The sequence below is a fragment of the Candidatus Woesearchaeota archaeon genome, from assembly GCA_027858315.1.
In the GTDB taxonomy this organism is placed as follows: domain Archaea; phylum Nanobdellota; class Nanobdellia; order Woesearchaeales; family UBA583; genus UBA583.
This window is the reverse complement of the sequence record JAQICV010000038.1, coordinates 12,368-30,168: the sequence shown is the minus strand read 5'-3', so window position 1 is coordinate 30,168 and position 17,801 is coordinate 12,368. Positions and strand designations below refer to the sequence as shown.

Annotated in this window: 15 protein-coding genes, 2 tRNA genes and 1 rRNA gene; 4 read left to right on the top strand and 14 right to left on the bottom strand. The window is 29.5% G+C overall.

The genetic code is table 11. The annotated features are described in order from the left end of the window. Positions 1–20: 20 nt before the first annotated feature. From PF569_03080 to PF569_03035, 10 genes are all read right to left on the bottom strand, one after another. Positions 21–2,872: ribosomal RNA gene (locus tag PF569_03080) — 23S ribosomal RNA — on the bottom strand. 129 nt (positions 2,873–3,001) lie between these two features. Continuing rightward, a tRNA-Ala gene (locus PF569_03075) sits at positions 3,002–3,075 on the bottom strand. Between the two features lie 362 nt (positions 3,076–3,437). Continuing rightward, positions 3,438–5,351, bottom strand: a complete 1,914-nt coding sequence (locus PF569_03070) for a beta-CASP ribonuclease aCPSF1 (protein ID MDA3855215.1) — start codon at positions 5,349–5,351, stop codon at positions 3,438–3,440. Positions 5,352–5,464: 113 nt separating this feature from the next. Next, positions 5,465–5,809: a hypothetical protein gene (locus tag PF569_03065; protein ID MDA3855214.1), complete on the bottom strand. Its 345-nt coding sequence runs from the start codon at positions 5,807–5,809 to the stop codon at positions 5,465–5,467. Between the two features lie 43 nt (positions 5,810–5,852). Further along, on the bottom strand, positions 5,853–6,494 hold the full coding sequence (locus PF569_03060; protein ID MDA3855213.1) for a hypothetical protein: 642 nt from the start codon (positions 6,492–6,494) through the stop codon (positions 5,853–5,855). Between the two features lie 182 nt (positions 6,495–6,676). After that, positions 6,677–7,543, bottom strand: a complete 867-nt coding sequence (locus PF569_03055; protein MDA3855212.1) for a hypothetical protein — start codon at positions 7,541–7,543, stop codon at positions 6,677–6,679. A 44-nt stretch (positions 7,544–7,587) separates the two neighbouring features. Then, the gene (locus PF569_03050; protein MDA3855211.1) at positions 7,588–7,878 is read right to left on the bottom strand and encodes a 50S ribosomal protein L12; all 291 of its coding nucleotides are present in this window, start codon (positions 7,876–7,878) and stop codon (positions 7,588–7,590) included. Between the two features lie 55 nt (positions 7,879–7,933). Continuing rightward, positions 7,934–8,938, bottom strand: a complete 1,005-nt coding sequence (locus tag PF569_03045) for a 50S ribosomal protein L10 (GenBank protein ID MDA3855210.1) — start codon at positions 8,936–8,938, stop codon at positions 7,934–7,936. Between the two features lies 1 nt (position 8,939). After that, a complete protein-coding gene (locus PF569_03040; GenBank protein MDA3855209.1) occupies positions 8,940–9,590 on the bottom strand; it encodes a hypothetical protein in 651 nt (216 codons plus the stop codon). Between the two features lie 108 nt (positions 9,591–9,698). Further along, entirely contained in the window at positions 9,699–11,105 is a 1,407-nt protein-coding gene (locus PF569_03035) for a hypothetical protein (protein MDA3855208.1), read from the bottom strand. Between the two features lie 177 nt (positions 11,106–11,282). Here PF569_03035 and PF569_03030 point away from each other — a divergent pair. Both PF569_03030 and PF569_03025 read left to right on the top strand, forming a co-directional pair. After that, positions 11,283–11,356, top strand: a tRNA-His gene (locus PF569_03030). Positions 11,357–11,718: 362 nt separating this feature from the next. Next, positions 11,719–12,207 carry a hypothetical protein gene (locus PF569_03025; protein ID MDA3855207.1) on the top strand — a complete coding sequence of 163 codons (489 nt, stop codon included), beginning with the start codon at positions 11,719–11,721 and terminating at the stop codon, positions 12,205–12,207. A 5-nt stretch (positions 12,208–12,212) separates the two neighbouring features. Here PF569_03025 and PF569_03020 read toward each other — a convergent pair whose 3' ends face one another. Continuing rightward, positions 12,213–13,055, bottom strand: a complete 843-nt coding sequence (locus PF569_03020; protein MDA3855206.1) for a hypothetical protein — start codon at positions 13,053–13,055, stop codon at positions 12,213–12,215. Between the two features lie 42 nt (positions 13,056–13,097). Beyond that, a complete protein-coding gene (locus PF569_03015) occupies positions 13,098–14,360 on the bottom strand; it encodes a site-2 protease family protein (GenBank protein MDA3855205.1) in 1,263 nt (420 codons plus the stop codon). Positions 14,361–14,489: 129 nt separating this feature from the next. On the opposite strand from PF569_03015, the gene PF569_03010 reads away from it, so the two are divergent. Together PF569_03010 and PF569_03005 are read left to right on the top strand one after the other, a co-directional pair. Beyond that, entirely contained in the window at positions 14,490–14,822 is a 333-nt protein-coding gene (locus PF569_03010; GenBank protein MDA3855204.1) for a hypothetical protein, read from the top strand. A gap of 1 nt (position 14,823) precedes the next feature. Further along, a complete protein-coding gene (locus PF569_03005; protein ID MDA3855203.1) occupies positions 14,824–16,788 on the top strand; it encodes a hypothetical protein in 1,965 nt (654 codons plus the stop codon). Here the strand turns inward: PF569_03005 and PF569_03000 are convergent. Both PF569_03000 and PF569_02995 read right to left on the bottom strand, forming a co-directional pair. Further along, positions 16,778–17,329, bottom strand: coding sequence for a class I SAM-dependent methyltransferase (locus tag PF569_03000; protein MDA3855202.1), 552 nt, complete (start codon positions 17,327–17,329; stop codon positions 16,778–16,780). The genes PF569_03005 and PF569_03000 overlap by 11 nt on opposite strands. Before the next feature lie 210 nt (positions 17,330–17,539). Further along, positions 17,540–17,782, bottom strand: coding sequence for a hypothetical protein (locus PF569_02995; protein MDA3855201.1), 243 nt, complete (start codon positions 17,780–17,782; stop codon positions 17,540–17,542). Positions 17,783–17,801 lie beyond the last annotated feature (19 nt).

The following is a 17,801-nucleotide window of genomic DNA, read 5'->3' as shown; positions in this document are numbered from 1 at the left end:
GTTAAATAATGAAATTGCTTTAATTCAATAAAGTGTCCTTTAGTAAACGAAGGCTGAAATAGTCGCCGAAGCTCCTATATTACACCTCGTTCCTATCAAACCCGTCTTCTGCGGGCGGACAAAGTATCTTTTTTAGAGGGGGGTTTCAAGCTTAGATGCTTTCAGCTTTTATCCCCGACGGCGTAGCTACTCTACGTGCCCATATGGACAATAGATACACCAGTGGCCGCGACCCACCGTTCCTTTCGTACTAAATGGTTCTTTCTCACAGATACTAACACTCCAAGCAGATATTATACCAACTGCCTCACAGCGTTGTAAACCCAGCTCACGAACCCTTTTAATGGGTGAACACCCCCACCTTTGGTAGCTTCTGCACTACCAGGTTAGGATGAGCCGACATCGATGTAGCAAACCGCTCCGTCGATTTGAACTCTCGGGAGCGACAACTCTGTTATCCCCGTGGTAACTTTTCTGTCAACTCTAGGCCTCACTAAGAAGCACATAGAGGATCGTTAGGCCATACTTTCGTAATTCAGATTAGTATTATGGTAATCAGAATAAAGCCGGCTTTTGCCCTTACACTCTACGATGGATTTCTAAACCATCTGAGCCGACCTTTGGGCCCTGCTGATATCCTTTCAGCAGGCTGCCACCCCAGCGAAACTGTCCACCAACTACTGTTTCTCGTATAGAGATAAGCAATCAACTCTGTAACAACAAGTACTACCTTGTTGCCGAAGCTCCTTGTTACATTACAAAATTGATCACAATAGCAGGCTACAGTAAAGTTCAACGGGGTCTTTACTTCCCACTTGGAGTCCCCGGCTTTTGCACCGGGATAGTGTGTTCGGAAGGCTCTTCGTAGGGACAGTGACAATCTCGTTACGCCATTCATGCAAGCCGCCATTTAAACGGCAAGGCATTTCGCTACCTTAAGAGGATCATAGTTATCCCCGCCCTTTACCAGACCTTGGCCCCCTTGAAAAGGGGTTTTAGTTACTGGCAGTGGGCAGACTTCAGGAACTATACGCATCGTTACCGACTAGCAGTTCCCTATGTTTTAATTAAACAGTCGGACCGTCTTAGTTATTGCACCCTAGAGTTATGACTATTAAAACCATATTCTAGGGACCACATATTCCGAAGGTTTGTGGCTAATTTGCCGAATTCCCTTACGAAGATTAGACCTTACACGGCTTAGGCTTCTCACCTAGGGGCACCTGTGCCGGATATCGGTACATTTATTTGGAATCGGAACGCTTTTGTTTTCAAAGATTCAAGGCATTACCGCAAATTATTCATAGAAATTTTAACTGCTTCTCGTGATTACCACACTCCACAGTTATATTTTTCTTAAACCAAGCACGCTTGGCAGCAGCTAGCCCAAAACGTCCAAAAACGTTCTTGTGTTGCCATATCTATCCAAATAGTACAGGAATATTAACCTGTTTCCCTTTCACTTGCGTCCAATTAGGAGCAAATTTAGGAATGACTAACCCTTCTCTGATTTACATTGAGAAGGAACCCTTGCCCTTTCGCCGGCGGTGATTCTCACACCGCTATTTTCCTACTACCACCAGGATTCTTATCACAATAAGGTCCACGCGCCCTTCAAGACACGCTTCTACCCTTATTGAGCACCAGTCTACCTTACACGCATCGTATGCGTGAACTACAGTATCGGCAGTTAATTTAGACCCGATTATTTTCGGGGCAAATACTCTCGAAAAGTGAGCTGTTACGCACTCTTTAAAGGATTGCTGCTTCTAAGCAAACCTCCTTTTTGTCTTTGAATACTCACACCCTTTACCCTTTATCACTTAATTAACATTTAGGGGCCTTAACTGTAGTCTGGGTTGTTCCCCTCGCGGATTACAAGTTTACCCCGTGTAATCCCGTTTCCCCACTTCTACGAAGTTATTGGATTTGGAGTTTGACTAATGCATGAAGGAACGAATCCCCCCAATACACTAATCAGTATCTCTACCCCAACAACCTTCTCTGTGGAGACATGACTATGGCCATTTTTGACTGGAACCAGCTATCACCAGATTCGATTGGCTTTTCACCCCTATACCCAACTCACACGAACAAATAGACGCTGAATCGCTTCGGTCCTCCACGAAGTTTTACCTCCGCTTCAACCTGGCCAGGCATAGATCATCTGGTTTCGGGTTTGATCCTAATGACTAAAGGCGCTATTAACACCATTGCTCTCATTACTTGCAGCAACTCGCTTTCGCTTCGACTTTCATCTCGCCATCAAAATCAACTCCCTGGTCCGTTATTCAGAACGTACGTAGCAACCCCTTAAAGGCCGCTACATCCTATCTCTATTATGTTTCAGATCTTTTCACACTCGATTAAGAGCTCTTTTCAACATTCCCTTACGGTACTATACGCTATCGGACTTGTGTTATATTTAGATTTGGAGGTAAGTGCCCCCCACATTCACGCCTAATTTCCAATAAACGCTACTCAAGAAATCCTTAGTTGCCAAGTTGCACATTCATACGGGACTATCACCCTATATAGTTATACTTTCCAGAATATTTTGAACGCTCCCTTGGGAACACATCAGGCTCTATACACCACATCTCTTTTATATTGCTATAAAAGATTCAGTTTAATCTGATCTGCTTTCACTCGCCGTTACTTACAGAATCTCATTTGATTTCTTTTCCTCCGGGTACTAAGATGTTTCAGTTCCCCAGGTAATGCTCTCGTCATGCGAGTAATTAGGAAGTCCAATTCAGGAACCCTGAGTTCAAAGGAAGTATGCTCCTACCTCAGGATTATCGTAGCTAACCACGCCCTTCTTCGCTACACAAGCCAAGTCATTCACATAATAGATTATTTTATTATTATTTATACTAGGAATACAATGTATTCCAAGTAGGAATTAAAGACAATTTCATTATTTAACCTCATTATATATTCTCCTAAGAGAATACTTCCGTTCTTCGCACCACAGCTATGCTATGGTACTGCACTCAAGTGGACCCGCCGGGATTTGAACCCGGGGCCTCCGCCTTGCAAGGGCGGCGCTATACCGGACTAAGCCACAGGCCCAATCTAATTAACGCCTACCGATGTGCAGGCATAACTTAAATGAATGAATAACCCTTTATAAAGATTTTCATGGTGTGTAAATTCGCCCATACGAATCTTTAAAAAGGGATGTTGAACTCTTGAGATAAGGAATAAAAACATATGTTAACATATAATATCTAAACTAAAAAAGAATATGATATATGAGAGGATTAACCTCATTATAATATTAATCAGTAATGAATATTTAGTCACAAAACAAATAATCACTCATCTAAGGACAAGTCAGACCAATGAATACTAAACAAACGCCATTAGTAGACAATAAGTATTTTAAAGATAGAATTTAACAAATAAGAAATAAAAAAGGATAGATAAAAATATCATTGGAGTCTAATACTCTCTAAATTTTCAGGAGTGTAAACTTTAACATTCCCTAATAATTTTTTAACATTATCTGAGAAAGAATGAATTTTAGATAATTCACCATGATTTAATATTACTTTTTTAGGTTTTACTGAAAGGTTTGATAAAAACCTTCTATTTGCTCCTATATCAGAGTGTCCAGAAAATGCACCATGCATACTATACACTTGAAAATTTACTTTAATTCTATCATCAGCACTACCAGTATTTGATAATAAAATATCTTTCTCCCCATTCTTAATTCTTCTACCTAATGTTCCTTCTGCTTGATAACCAACAAATACAATACCATTGTTTTCAGACTCAGCAAAATTCTTAAAATATTCTACTGATGTTCCTCCATTAAGCATACCCGAAGTTGCAAGAACAATTGCACACTCAGTACTATCAAAAACTTGTTGTCTTTCTTTTCCAGAACCTATTTGAATAAAATTAGGAATAGTAAATGGATTGTCACCTTTTAATATTCTCCCTTTGATATTTTTATTTAAATATTCAGGATAAGCAGTATGAATTGCAGTCACTTCACCAACCATTCCATCAATATATACTTTTAAATCTTCAGGCAATCTACCTTCCCTAATTAAATTCTCAATTGTTAAAAGCATTTCTTGAGATCTTCCAATTCCAAATACTGGAATTAGAATTTTAGATTTTTTTACATATGCATCAATTAAAATTTTTAAAAATTCTTCTTCTGCTTCTTCTCTTTTCATAGAATAATCTTTTGGACCTGCATTAGTACATTCCATCATCATACTCTCAAGTCTTGGGAATTCAGTTACTGCAGCATTTAGAAGTCTTTGCTTATAACTATAATTAAAGTCTCCAGTATACATGAAATTATGAGACCCATTACCTATATTTACATGACAAAATGCACTTCCTAAAATATGACCGGCATTATAAAATGTAAGTCTCACATCTGGAGCAATATCAGTTACTTCATTATAATCAAGAGGAATTACATGTTTAATCATCTCTTTTATATCTTCAACTTTGTAAATAGGACTTACTCCTGAATTTGAAGTCATTATTTTTATGAAATCAGTTTGTGAAAGCGCCATTATATCTCTTGTAGGTTCAGTACAATAAACTGGTCCCTTGTAGCCAATTCTATATAAATATGGTAAAAGACCACAGTGATCCATATGAGCATGAGAAATTACTATCGCATCAACATCTTCTAACCTGAATTCAGGAGATTCTAAATGAGGGAATTCTGCAGGGTTTCCAAAATCTACTGAAGGATCAATACCACAATCAAATAAAATTCTAGATTCAGTAGTTTGCAAGTATATTGCAGACCTTCCAATTTGTGAGCCTCCGCCTAAAATAGTAATTCTTGACCAACCTTTGATTTTTCCTCTAGTCCAACCACCATAAATTCTTTTTCCAACTCTATTCAAAAATTTTCTCCTATATTCGGATTCTTGAAATTCTACAGCTCTCATTGCATCAACAACTTTACTTCTTAATGGAGGAATTCTCTTAACCACTACTGACCACATAGTTTTTCTTTGAATCTCTTTAAGATTTGCACCTTCTTTTCCTACTGCTGCACCAACATTATCTACTTCAATAATTAATTTAGATCTTGCAGTATCAAATTTGAAACCTCCAACTTGAACATTGCTTAAAATTTTCATAATTTCTTCTTTAGCTTTTTCTATTTCAAGCAATAAGGAATTATCGGCCCTTAACTCTATTCTTTTTTTAAATTTAGAAACAATTGTTCTAATTTTATCTCTACCTTTAAATAAAAATTCAGCATTATTAGTGTAAACTACAATATTTGCAGCTTCAAATTCTACTGAACTAATTTTATCTTTAGGCAATTCTTTCATAATTTCATCTAATATTTTTACCATTCTTAAAATTAAAATCTCATAAGATTTCAGTTGTTAAAAGAACTAAGATATATTTAACAACTCTTATATTATAGATAGTATGAATTATTTATAAATCTTTTGAAATTTCCAAATTAATCTTCAAGTAATTTCAAATTTACTCTGAATCCATTCATTTCAGCAATTTTTTTATACTCTATTGCAGTATCATTCATTTCTTTGAATGCTACTTTTATTAATTTCTCCGATCTTTCATCCATAATTTTAACCATTACAGTTTTAATTCCAAATGAAGCTTTAGTTCCTTTTTCATTATAAACAGATACCATATAATTAATAGTCTCCTCATTAGGATTATTACTTATTTCGGGAAAAATTGTTACCCTATAATTTTTATCTTTATCTCGTGAAATTTCTAAAAATTCTTCAAAATATCTAATTTTTTTTTTAGATTTAAAAAGAAATAAATTTTTTATCATAAAATTAATATTGTAAAAAAAGTTTATAAAACTATTGAAATGCTCAATATTCAATTACATCCTCCTTATATATCGAAGAATTTATATTATTCATTGCTTTTACCATATCCATTACACGACCAACATTTAACTTTTGCGAATCTAAAAATGCTTTAAAGTGTAAGTTATTTGGAGAAATTAAAAGTATATCTCCATTATATCTTATTAACCATTTCAAATTATCTATTGTATCTTTCTCCAAAATTTTAGTTAAATAACTATTGTTTGTAAATACATTTAATCTACTATAATTTTTTTCAACATTTCCTTCAGATTTTATTAAGTGTGAACGAGGAAATACTCTTAAATTAAAAACTTCTCTGAATCCAACTCCTTCTTTTATTAAATTGAAAAATATTTCCCATTCCGAATCAGCAGTTTTAAATCTGACAATATTATGACACATACTGAAATTGATTTTATGTTTGTTAGAAAAAGAGTGAAATTCTGCCTTAGATACTAATTTATGAGAATTACCAAAGTAAGATGTGGATGCATACCTTCCCTTAACATTTTTGTTGAATTCTTCAATAAATGAGTTTTTGACACGATACTTGTGTAATATAAATTGAAAGAAATATCCAGTATAAAAAAAATATGAAAATAATAATCCTAAGAAAACTAAAAACAAAATCATGAATAACATATAAATCTACATCTATTTGCATATTTAAATCTTGCGGTATATAATTTAAAAATAAATACTCAAAAATATTATGTTAATACTAAAATAATTTATAAAAAATGTCGAAATTTAGAAAATTTCTAAGAACCAAAATACTATCGTTTTTGGAATAATAAGAATTAAAAATTCTTAAACATCAAAAACTATCGTTTTTGGAACATAAGTAGGTCTTCTGTTGTCAAAATTCCTTCTTTCATTAATTTACCTTCAACATCTTTCCTTTTTTGTCTAATCTCTTTGTCCATACTTTTTTTCCTTTGCATAGGAGATTCTCCAAGTTCTTCTAAAATATCACTCTCTTTTTTGAATAAGTCTTTTAAACTTTTTCCTGTTGTAGAGTATACTTTTTTACTATCTCTAAAATCTTCAAATGCTTTTTTCTTTAAATCTCTTAATTCATCAATTCGTTTATATCTTTTCTTTTTTTCTTTACTAATTAATCGAATTTGTTTGTATAAAGATCTAATTTTTTTTTCAACATTATTGAATTTTCTTCTCATTGAATTAATATCTTTTTTAATATCATTAAAATCGCCATTATCTTCTGAAGTTCCTTTAACTTGAGAGATTTGTCCTTTTAACTCTTGAATTTTTTTAATTAACTCTGATTCTTTATCTAAAGATAATACTTGTGTTTGTAATTTCAAATCTAAACTCTTAATCTCTTTTTGAGCTTTATCAACTGAAATAGTTTTAACTGCAGGTCTTTCTACTTTTTTTTGTGTAGAATCTCTTAAATCTGCAAATTTTTTATCAAGTTCTTCTAATTTTTCTTTGAATTCAACATATTCAGCTTTTTTAGATTCTAAATCAGTATTAATGACTTCTAATCCACTTTCACCTTCAATTTTTTTAATTTCTTCATATAATTCGTTGATTTCTTTAGAATAATCCTCACCTTGTGTAAAGTGATCCTCTTTTTCCTTTTTCCTTTTAGAAAAATCTGTTTTGAGCTTTCGTATTTCTGCTCTTACTTTCTCCAATTCTTCTCGAATTGCCTCGTTTCCCATTTGTTACAAAAAATTAATTTATTAAAATTTTTAATTTAGGTGTATTAAAATAATGAACCTAAACCTGCAGCTGCATCAACAGCTGGCGCTTCTTCTTTTTTCTCAACTTTAGCTTCTGCAACAGGTGCAGTAGCAGCAGCAACAACAGGTGCAGCAGCGAATGAACTTTCAGAAATTACTTTCTCAACATCAACACCATCTAATGCGGCAATTAAAGATTTAACTTTAGCAGCATCAGCAGTAACACCTGCAGCTTTTAAAACTGCACTCACGTTAGCTTCACTAACATCTTTTCCAGCTTTGTTTAATAACATTACACTATAAATATATTCCATTTTTTTTTTTCTCACATAATTGTACAATCTTAATTATTAAGATTGTATTAAATACTTAGAAAAAACCTCCTAAAGATGCTGACGCGTCCTCTTCAGGTTTTTTCTCTTCTTTTTGTGGCTCTTCATTAGCATTTGCAGAATCTTGTCCTGCAGCTGCAACTGGAGCAGCAGTAGCTAATCCAGCAGGCCTAATATCTTCAGGTAGCTGTGAAGCTACTCCAGACATTTGAGCATTTGCTTTTGCAAATAATTTACTTAAAGTTCCAGCAGCAGGATATGCAATCCCAACACCAAGACCTAAAGAATCTCTTGCAGCTTTCCCAATAAACATAGAGATATTGTCTTTAGTCACATAATTTAGACCATAAGCAAGTTTTGCTGCATTTGAAGCCAAAGTTCTCATATCTGCAAGAATTGCATCTTCATCAACATCTAAAACACTTCTAGTATAAATAGTACCATCTTCATAAATTGATTTAATGTTTAAACCAACTTCCATTGGTTCAATTCCTAATCTAGTAAGAATAGCAGCTAAAGCTCCAGAGATAACATCTCCTTCTTTTGCTACAGGTGAATCTTCTTTAATCTCTACTTTTCCAGCATTAATTCCAGCTTTAATCTTAAAAGCTCCTAATTCACCAATAATTGGACCTGGAGCAAAACTTGTAGGACCAGCAGGAACTACAATTGGACCCAGAGCAATTGAACCAGCTTTAGCAGGAGCAGAAGATTTATTCTTCTTCACAAATTTGTATAATGTGAAAGGATTATCATTTGTGAAAACTAAACCAACAATACCTTGCATACTATTCTCAAGATTTTTAATACCAGGATAAGTTTTCTCTAACTCACCTAATACTAATTTAATTAAGTTTTTCTTAACAATAAGAACCTCAGCATTTTTCTTTAATGAAGCTCTAATTCTTTGGAATTGAGGAGCAGGTAATCCTTCAACATCTAATACTCCAACAATTGAGTATTTTTTTGCAAATGTTCTAATCTTATCAGCGAATACTTCATTTCTAGGACTAATTTTTGGTCGATATTTTACTTCTACCATTTTATAGCACCACCGAGTTACCCATAGTTAATTTCAATCTAATATCTTTTAGATTGTTTTGATGACCTGGAAGTACATGAATTAAAGCTTCCCTTAAATGAACAATGTTCTTTGCAATTACTTCATCAGATTCCTTCTCAGAACCAATTGCTACTTGTAGAACTAAGTTCTTTTTAGTTTGTAATAAAACAACTGTTTGAAGTTTAGCATATAATTCAGCTAAAGGAGTTTTAGGACTAATTACCATACCTAATTTAGGTGAAGGCATTTTATTCATAGGACCTAAGTACCTACCTAAAATCTGAGCAAATTGAGGCATAACATTCATTTGAACTACAAATTTATCGTAGCCTTGAGTTATTTTCCTAATTTCTTGCATATTTCCTTTCATAGCAGCAAGTTCATCATTGTAAATTACTTTATCAAAGATTTCTTCAGCACCAGAAATAGCATGATCAATAACAGCGACAATAGTATACTTTTTGTCTTTTGCTTGACAATCTAAATTTACACCAATATCTACTTTGTGATCAGGTTTTCTTAAATCTAAGTTTTGAAGATTTATGATAAGATCAAAAGTTTGAGTAAAATTTCTTTTCTTTGAAGCTTCTCTAGCCTCAATTATTTTTTGTGATATAGTTTTTATGTCCATTTTTAATCTCTTCCTATAGATTAATCACTATAGTCTAACAGAGTAGATAGTAAATAAGAATTAAAACTCCTTTATAAATTTTGTTTTTGAGAGTAGTTAATTTAAAGATTAAACAGAATTAATAAATTTAATTAAATTGTCAAATTCTTCTTGAGTTTTTGTTTTATCTTTCCCTTCAAGATTTATCCTAATTATAGGCTCAGTATTTGATTTCCTAACATTGAACCAATAATCTCCTAAATCAAATGAATACCCGTCAATTTCCATGACAAGATTTTTTTCATATTTATTTTTTAGAAATTCTAAAACTTTATCTGCATCTTTAACTTTTAGATTAGTCTCTTGAATCCTTTCATAAGTTTTGTATTTAACAACTAAATCTGAAAATTTGAAATTATAATTACCTTTTAATAATTCTTTAGATACAATTTTTAACATTATAATTAATGCTATATCAGGATTGTCTAAATTTCGATAGTCTCTAAAAAACATATGGCCTGAAAGTTCTGCTCCAAAAATGCACGAATGTTCTTTTAAAAAGTCTTGATAAAAACTTCTTCCAACTCTTAAAGGCTTTAAAGTGACATCATTTTCTTTTGCAATATCAAATGCAACTCTTGACTCCCTTAAGTCACAAACAAAACTTTTACTTCCCTCAGAAACATAATAATCTATAAACATTGCAATTATATAATCTTGCAGTATAAACCTCGAATTTTCATCATAGAATACTATTCTATCACCATCCCCATCAAAAGCACAAGTAAATAAATTGTCTTTTAAGTTTAATTTAGATAGATACTCTTTTGCTTTTAGTGGGTCTGGAGAATGAACTGGAAAATTACCATCAGGTTTTTCATTTAACAAATTATAATTTAATTTAGTTTTTTCTAAAAAAGGAACAACGCCTAAAGATGAGACTCCTGAAGAAAAATCTAAAGAAAATTTGATATTTTCCAAAACTTTTTTTTCTTCTTCATCCAATATCTTATCATAATAGTCTTTTAGAAAATTAACATAGTTTTCCTTAGTTAAATAATACTCGACTTCATTTTCTTTTAAAAAATCCGCCAAAAACAGATCATTTAAATCAGATTCAATTTGATTTAATTCTACAATTTTATTATCTTTGTCTTCAATCACAAGCTTTTCTAAATCAAACATTCCATTTCTTGAATCAAAACTTTCCATATTATTCATTACTTTTATTCCATTATACTCTTTGGAATTATGTGATGCTGTAATCATTACTCCTGAATTCACCCCTTCAAATAATGAATAGTAAAAACCAGGCGTAGATAATTCACCTAAATAAATTGGTTTGGAACCTGCATCTAAAACTCCTTGAATAAAAAATTTTGTTATAGCTTCAAAAGATAATCTTAAGTCATGTGCAATTTTTATCTCTTTTAAATTTAAATATTTAACTAAGTAATAACCTATTAAATATGCATCTTTTTCTGAAAGTTCTGAAGGGTAAATCCCTCTTATATCATATGCTCTAAATATACTCATAACTCAAATGCATACCTCACCATATTTAAATTTTATTGTTCTTGAGAGTGTACATAAGAATTAAAAAATATTTGTTAGTATTACAAAAAGGTTTATAATGGTATAATTACTATTCGAATAATAAATTATCAAAAACTTTATAACTAGAATTTAATTAACCTTACATACCCAATAATGACCATGTTGGTGTAACTTGGTTAGCACATGAGGTTGTGGTCCTCATAGTTCGGGTTCAAATCCCGGGCATGGTCCTTTTTAGTTCACATAAATTTCAACTCAGCACTAATTTCTAGCACAAGGTCACATACTTTGAATTTTTCGTATAACAAAAAAAAATTCTCGTATCGGGCTTGGACCTTTTGATTGCCCAAAATTTAAACTCTACGCCAATTTTGTACTAAGTACTCATTTCTTGCACAATATTACATACTATATAGGTTTATTATATTTTATACATTTGTGAAAAATATCTGAAATTCTAAATAATCTTATATCATTCTAGTTCATTCTTTCCCCAATTCATAAAAACTCTTAGAATTTTTGCTAAATTATATGTTGTTATAAATCTATAATAAGAAAACTTAATAAGCAATAGTCTTATTATTTTTAATATATGTACTCTAGAAATCCAACTAAAAGAGAAATTTATTTTAAAGAATTTAGAGAAACTAATCCGTGGTTGGTTCTTGGATTAATTATAATATCATTAGGATTTTATATAATAACTTGGATTTATTCTAAAAATAAAGAATTTGAACATTTAGATAAATTTTCCCCTGATGCTGCAAGAGGTGCTGCAGTTATGATGCTCCTTCCTTTTGGATGGTTTTATGTAGTTTTAATTATAAAAAGATTAATTATAGATAACTTATTTGTTGAAATTTTAGAAATAGTAATTTGGGGATTTATCCTATTTTTAGTTTTAAAATATATTTACGAGTTTTGTTTATCATTTGGAAGAATCACTAGAACAAATGGAATTTATTGGTTTTTTTTGTTTTTTATTCCTATAATTACTATTCCTGCAATGCAAATGGAACTTAATTCACATTTTAATAGAATGGCTATGCAAGATAAAAGTAATAATTTTTATAATCATTAATTCTTCTATTTAATATTTTTCTCAGGGATTATTACATCACAACCATATAACTCAATTTGATTATTTATATCGTCAATACTTTTAGATTCATCATATTCAATTTGAGAAGTCACTATTATTCCAGTGTAAGTATCTATCGAACTTGTTGTTGTAAAATAATTAATGTAGTTTCCTATTGCTCCTAAATTTCCTACAACTTGAGATAATTTGCCTAGAACGACATCATCAAAAAATGTTGCAAAATTAATCTCCCCATTTTTATCAGGAGCAGGATATGGAGGTTTATATGCATAATAAAAAACTGCAGCTGATTTGTCTTCATCTAAAGAGTTAGGTATTTTCTCAAAGTACAATTTATTCACATTATTTGCACCAGTTTGTTCAGAGTATAAATTTGAGTACTCTTCTTTTTCAAACTCTTTTAAAATTTGATCTTTGAAATTAGGAATTTCATCTTTTGCAGTAATTTTCCCACAATACAAACAAATCCCTTTATCCCTTACTTCAGCACCAAATATATCTTCTCCGGCTCCAGTTTTATCCCAACAATCAGAAATTAAATTTGCTGCAGGAGAGATTTGATTTTTTTCAATTTCATAATCTCTTGAAGGACAAATTTTAGATATTGCAGTATATAATTTAGGAGATACATCATTTAAAGAATTATTAAAAAAAGCAGGTTTTCCATCAATTTGTTCAAAAAAAGTCTTACATCCAATAACTGAAGAACGATATTCTCCCTCAGTTATAAATTCTTGAACATAATTAAAAGAGATTATAAGAACAACACCTAGGACTATTAGACCTATAAGAAACTCCCATGACATTCCTTTTTTTGATTTAATCATAATTTATTTGAGTTTAAAAAGTTTATAAAACTATTTAAAAAATTAGAATAAAGAAAATATTGATCTTAAAAGATTTGGAAAAAGTAAGAATACTATTAGTAATAATGTCATATAAGATACAATATTTAATATTCTAAAAGCCAAATCCTTATTCTTAATTGTTTTAACTAGAAGTGTTCTTGCAATTTGTCCACCATCAGTTATCCATAATGGTAATAGATTCATAATTCCAATTCCTATATTTAATAAAATAATCCAATAAATCAATCTTTGGAAAAATATTGGGAAATTACCAATGTAGACATATTCGCCATTATTTTCAATTTTTGGTTCATAACCTGAAATTCCAATCATTCCTGAATTATTAACACTTGGATTCTCAAAAGTATTTATATCATAAGTATTTATATCTTTACCATCATCAATAGTAAGACTTATACTCTCATTTACACTTAAGTTCAAAAAACTAAATAAAAAAGTTCTATCACTCATTCCTGGGCCAACTCCATTAAAAATTACAAAATCAAGTTCTGAAACTTCAACTCCATTAAATTTGGTTATATTTCCCGAAGTAATATTATAATTGTTTAAATCACTCTCATTTAAAACTGAATTAAATGAAATTTCATTTACTTGCATGGTTGCACTAGTTAATGGGAGTGCTACGAAAATAAATACTAAGTAAAATAAAAAACCAAAAATAAAATTACTAGTAGAACCTGCACCAAATACTGCAATTTGTTTCCACCATGAAGCTTTCTTTAGTTGTTTTTCATCTGGCTCTACAAATGCTGCAGGTAATAATGGTAAGAATAATCCTCCAAAAGCAAAACCACTAGATTTAACTCGGATTTTAAATCTTTCAGAAATTACACCATGTGCAAATTCATGAACAATAACTAAAACCATTAGAGCAATTATCCATTCAAAAAATGGAGGTGCTACAACAGGAATTCCTGCAATGGTACCTGATGCAGTTTTAATAGGTAAAACTAAACCGCCACCTTGAGTTATATTAAAATCTAAAATATATTTTAATTGCCATATCATGAAAAAAAATGAGGCAAATAGTCCAAAAATTCCAACAAATATTGAAAGATAAGATAATCCCAAAAATATCTTAGGTTGCTTTGAGGACCATGAACTCATTTTATCAAGACCTAATCTTGTCTTGTAGAGTATTAAATAAAATACAGGAAAATATCCTTGAATTTGTATGTTTTTTCTTTTAAAAACTAAAAACAATGTTAGAAGTAAACTGAATACGAAAAACTCAATATTATTTACTATTAATTCTAAAACCATAATAATCTGAAATGAAATCTATTTAAAAATGTTTTTTACTCTTATTAATTAAATATAAGCAAAAATTAATTTTTACTACCCATAAATCATAGTGCATTATATTAAAGTAAATAGTTCATAATATATACTATGGCAGACATCTTTAGCAATGTTTATGAGATTTATGAAGTTATTGTTGTTGTATTTTTATTCTTAGTTATTAGCGCTGCAATAGTTATTACTTCAAATCCGCATTATCTTCAAGCACAAGCAACTGCAACTGAGCTTTCTTATGCTTCAACACTTATTGGAGATAGGAATTTTCAAGTAGATCTTAGTTATGAAGATACGAAACTTAGAAAAGAAGGTAATCTAATTGTTATAGAATATAAAGATGTTAAAGTTAAAAAAAATTATTTTGGTAGTGATATACAAATTGAAGAAATTGAAGACAACAAATATAGACTTACAACAATATCATAAAATGAACGACGATAAATACTTAGAGTTTTTTTATAATCAAATAATTAATAGAAATTTAATAGAAGAGATTACTATTAAAAAAGTTTTAAAAAATAATATAGTTGATTATGAAGATTTGAAAAAGGAGACCCTTAGTTGTGAGTTTTATATTTGTAAAATTGAACTTGAGAATAAAAAAATACTACTTATTGAAGATATGCCTATTAGTTTTCTTTTAGGCCACACAATTCTTGTAGGCGAGAGAACAAAATTATTTGAAATTGAAAACACTAAAGATTTGAAAAAATATATTTGCACTGAAAAAATCCTTTTAGATATTCAGAGTAATAAATTTGAAGATATTCAAGTGAAAACTAAAAAAGAAATTAAACCTAGAGAATTATATAATAAAAAATATAAGTTAAATTTCTCACAACCACAAATTATTGAATATCTAAAAGAATATTTATCTAATATAAAAAAACTTGACTTTGAAAAAATACATGTTTCCAATTCATCAGAATTAGAAATGTTTGTTCCTACACTTAGATATAAACATTTTAAACTTGCAGTTAAAATGAATTTACCTTTAGTTAGTCTAATAAAAGATAATTTCATAAATGAAACTCCTATTAATATTTACGATAATCTCAAAATTAAAGATGTTGTTAAACCATTTCAAATTTATCAAAAAAAGCAAGAAATATTCCTTGATAAAAAAACTAATTTGAGATTATATAATGATATTGATTATGAATTAAGATTAAGATTTAATAAAGATGAAATTATTGAAAAAATTAATTTAGCAAAAACTAATTTTGATAAAGATAAAATAATAAATCAAATAAAAAAATTACAACCAATAAAAATTAGTACCAAAAACGGAAATTTACCTTTACCAATTTGGAAAGATGTTTCAAATCAAAAATTCCTACCAATTAAAAACTCTTTAGAATTTCAAGAACTTAGTGGAATTAAATTTAATCTAGAAAAAGAAACTTTGCAAAGACTTTATTTACAAACAACTTCAGGAAAAGAAGCAAAATATCTAAATCTTTTTTTGAATAAAAACTATGAAGGAATTTTGGAGAAATTAAATGAAGATAATATAGTAGAATTTGAAAATGTGAATGAATTAGTAATTCAACTAATTTCAAAAAATAATATTGATGTTAAGAATATAGTTATTTCTGAAAATATCTGTGAAAATAAAAAATATATACTAAGAAATAAAATTAAAAAACTTATTAAAAAACTTATTTTGAAAAGTATTGAAAATAATCATTACCCTAAGCAAATTGAAGCGAAAATGTTAAGTGAAAAATATATGCTTAGCTCATCTAATACTATTTTAGATTATCTTGAAGCTTATAAAAAAAACCTCTCAAAAAATGAATTGATAAATAATACAAATAAAAAACTTGAAAATATACTCAATAAAATAAAATTTTATGAATTAAATGTAAATGATATGTATTCTCTTTATTTAGTAATTTTGAATTCCATATCAGTACTCTCAATTTATGATGAGAAAAATTCTATAGAAATAAAACAAGTATTAGAAGCATATTTTAAAGAAGATTCTAAAGATAATAAAAAAGATAAATATAAAGACTCAAATCTAGAGAAAAAATTTGAAGATATTCTTCTTTTAAAAAAAATAAATAAGAGTAAAAAAGTAAAAGTTATTCTTAAAGAAGATTTTGATGAACTTAAAGAATTTGAAAAAATTAAAAAAAATACAGAACCCAAAATATTTGTTAAAGCTAATAAAATGAAAATCAAAGAATTATTTAAATATGCATATTCTGAAGTAATTTTAAAAATTAAAAAATTGAATTACTATGATATCACTAATAAAACTACGATTGAAATTAAAGGTAAAAAATTACCTTTAAAAAATGAGTTGTATGAATTTTATGAGAAGTATGAAGGATATAAAAATGTCATTGAAAATGATTGGTTTGTTGCATTAATTAAAGAGTAGATTTTGTAGCATATAACATGCCTCCACCAAGACCTATAAATTCAGTGTGATAATAAATTTTTACATAGTCTGTAAATTCTTGCATATTCTCGTGAGACCCAACATTATCAAATATAATTGTCAAGTCTTTAGAGGTGATTTTTAATTTTTCAATCTCTTTTAATAAATCTAAATATTGAGCTTGAAGTGCATCTATGAAAATGAAATCATAAGTATTTTTTAATTTTGGAAGAATATCAAATGCTTTACCAAGATGTGAATTAATTAGACTAAGATTGCAAGACTCAAAGTTTTTTTTTGCTAAATTATATCTTTCTTCATTTACCTCAATAGTATCAATTATCGAATCTTTGTTTAAATTTTTAGACAAGAACAATGTAGAGAAACCGTTTGAAGTTCCAATTTCTAAAATCCTTTTAGGATTTTTAATTTCAATTAAATTAGATAAAAATATTCCTTGTTCATAAGTTATATTCCAAAATTTACTATTTTGTTTTTGTTTTTGTAGAGAATTGAGTTTGTTTAAAATTATATTTGACATTGTTTGTTCTAAAAATTAAGTTTAAGAAATTTATCTATTATTTCTTTCTTTTCTCTTTCTAGCTCTCATGATCTTCTTTTGCCACTTCCATCGCATCTGACCTTTCTTTTTCCATCTTCTTGAACTTCTTTTCATTTTTTTGTATAATATAGTATAATAACCTAGTAATATCAAATGAGGTTTGGTTTTTAAAGCTTTCCAATTGGAAGTCTAATTAACGATTAGTTTTTTTAAATTATCATATATGCTTTTCGGGACTATCTTTATTTGAAACTTGTCTTGAGCATCACCTATAGAGATCAATTCTTGATAACTCTCATCAATTGGCATTATTTCTTTTGTCGTTTCAGCTTGGACTAGAGATATCACATCACCATTTCTTAAATGCGCTATTGAAATAAATCTAATTTTGTCAAGATTCATTCCTTGAGTGTATAGTTTTGTTTTTGACATATAATAATAGTATTATTTA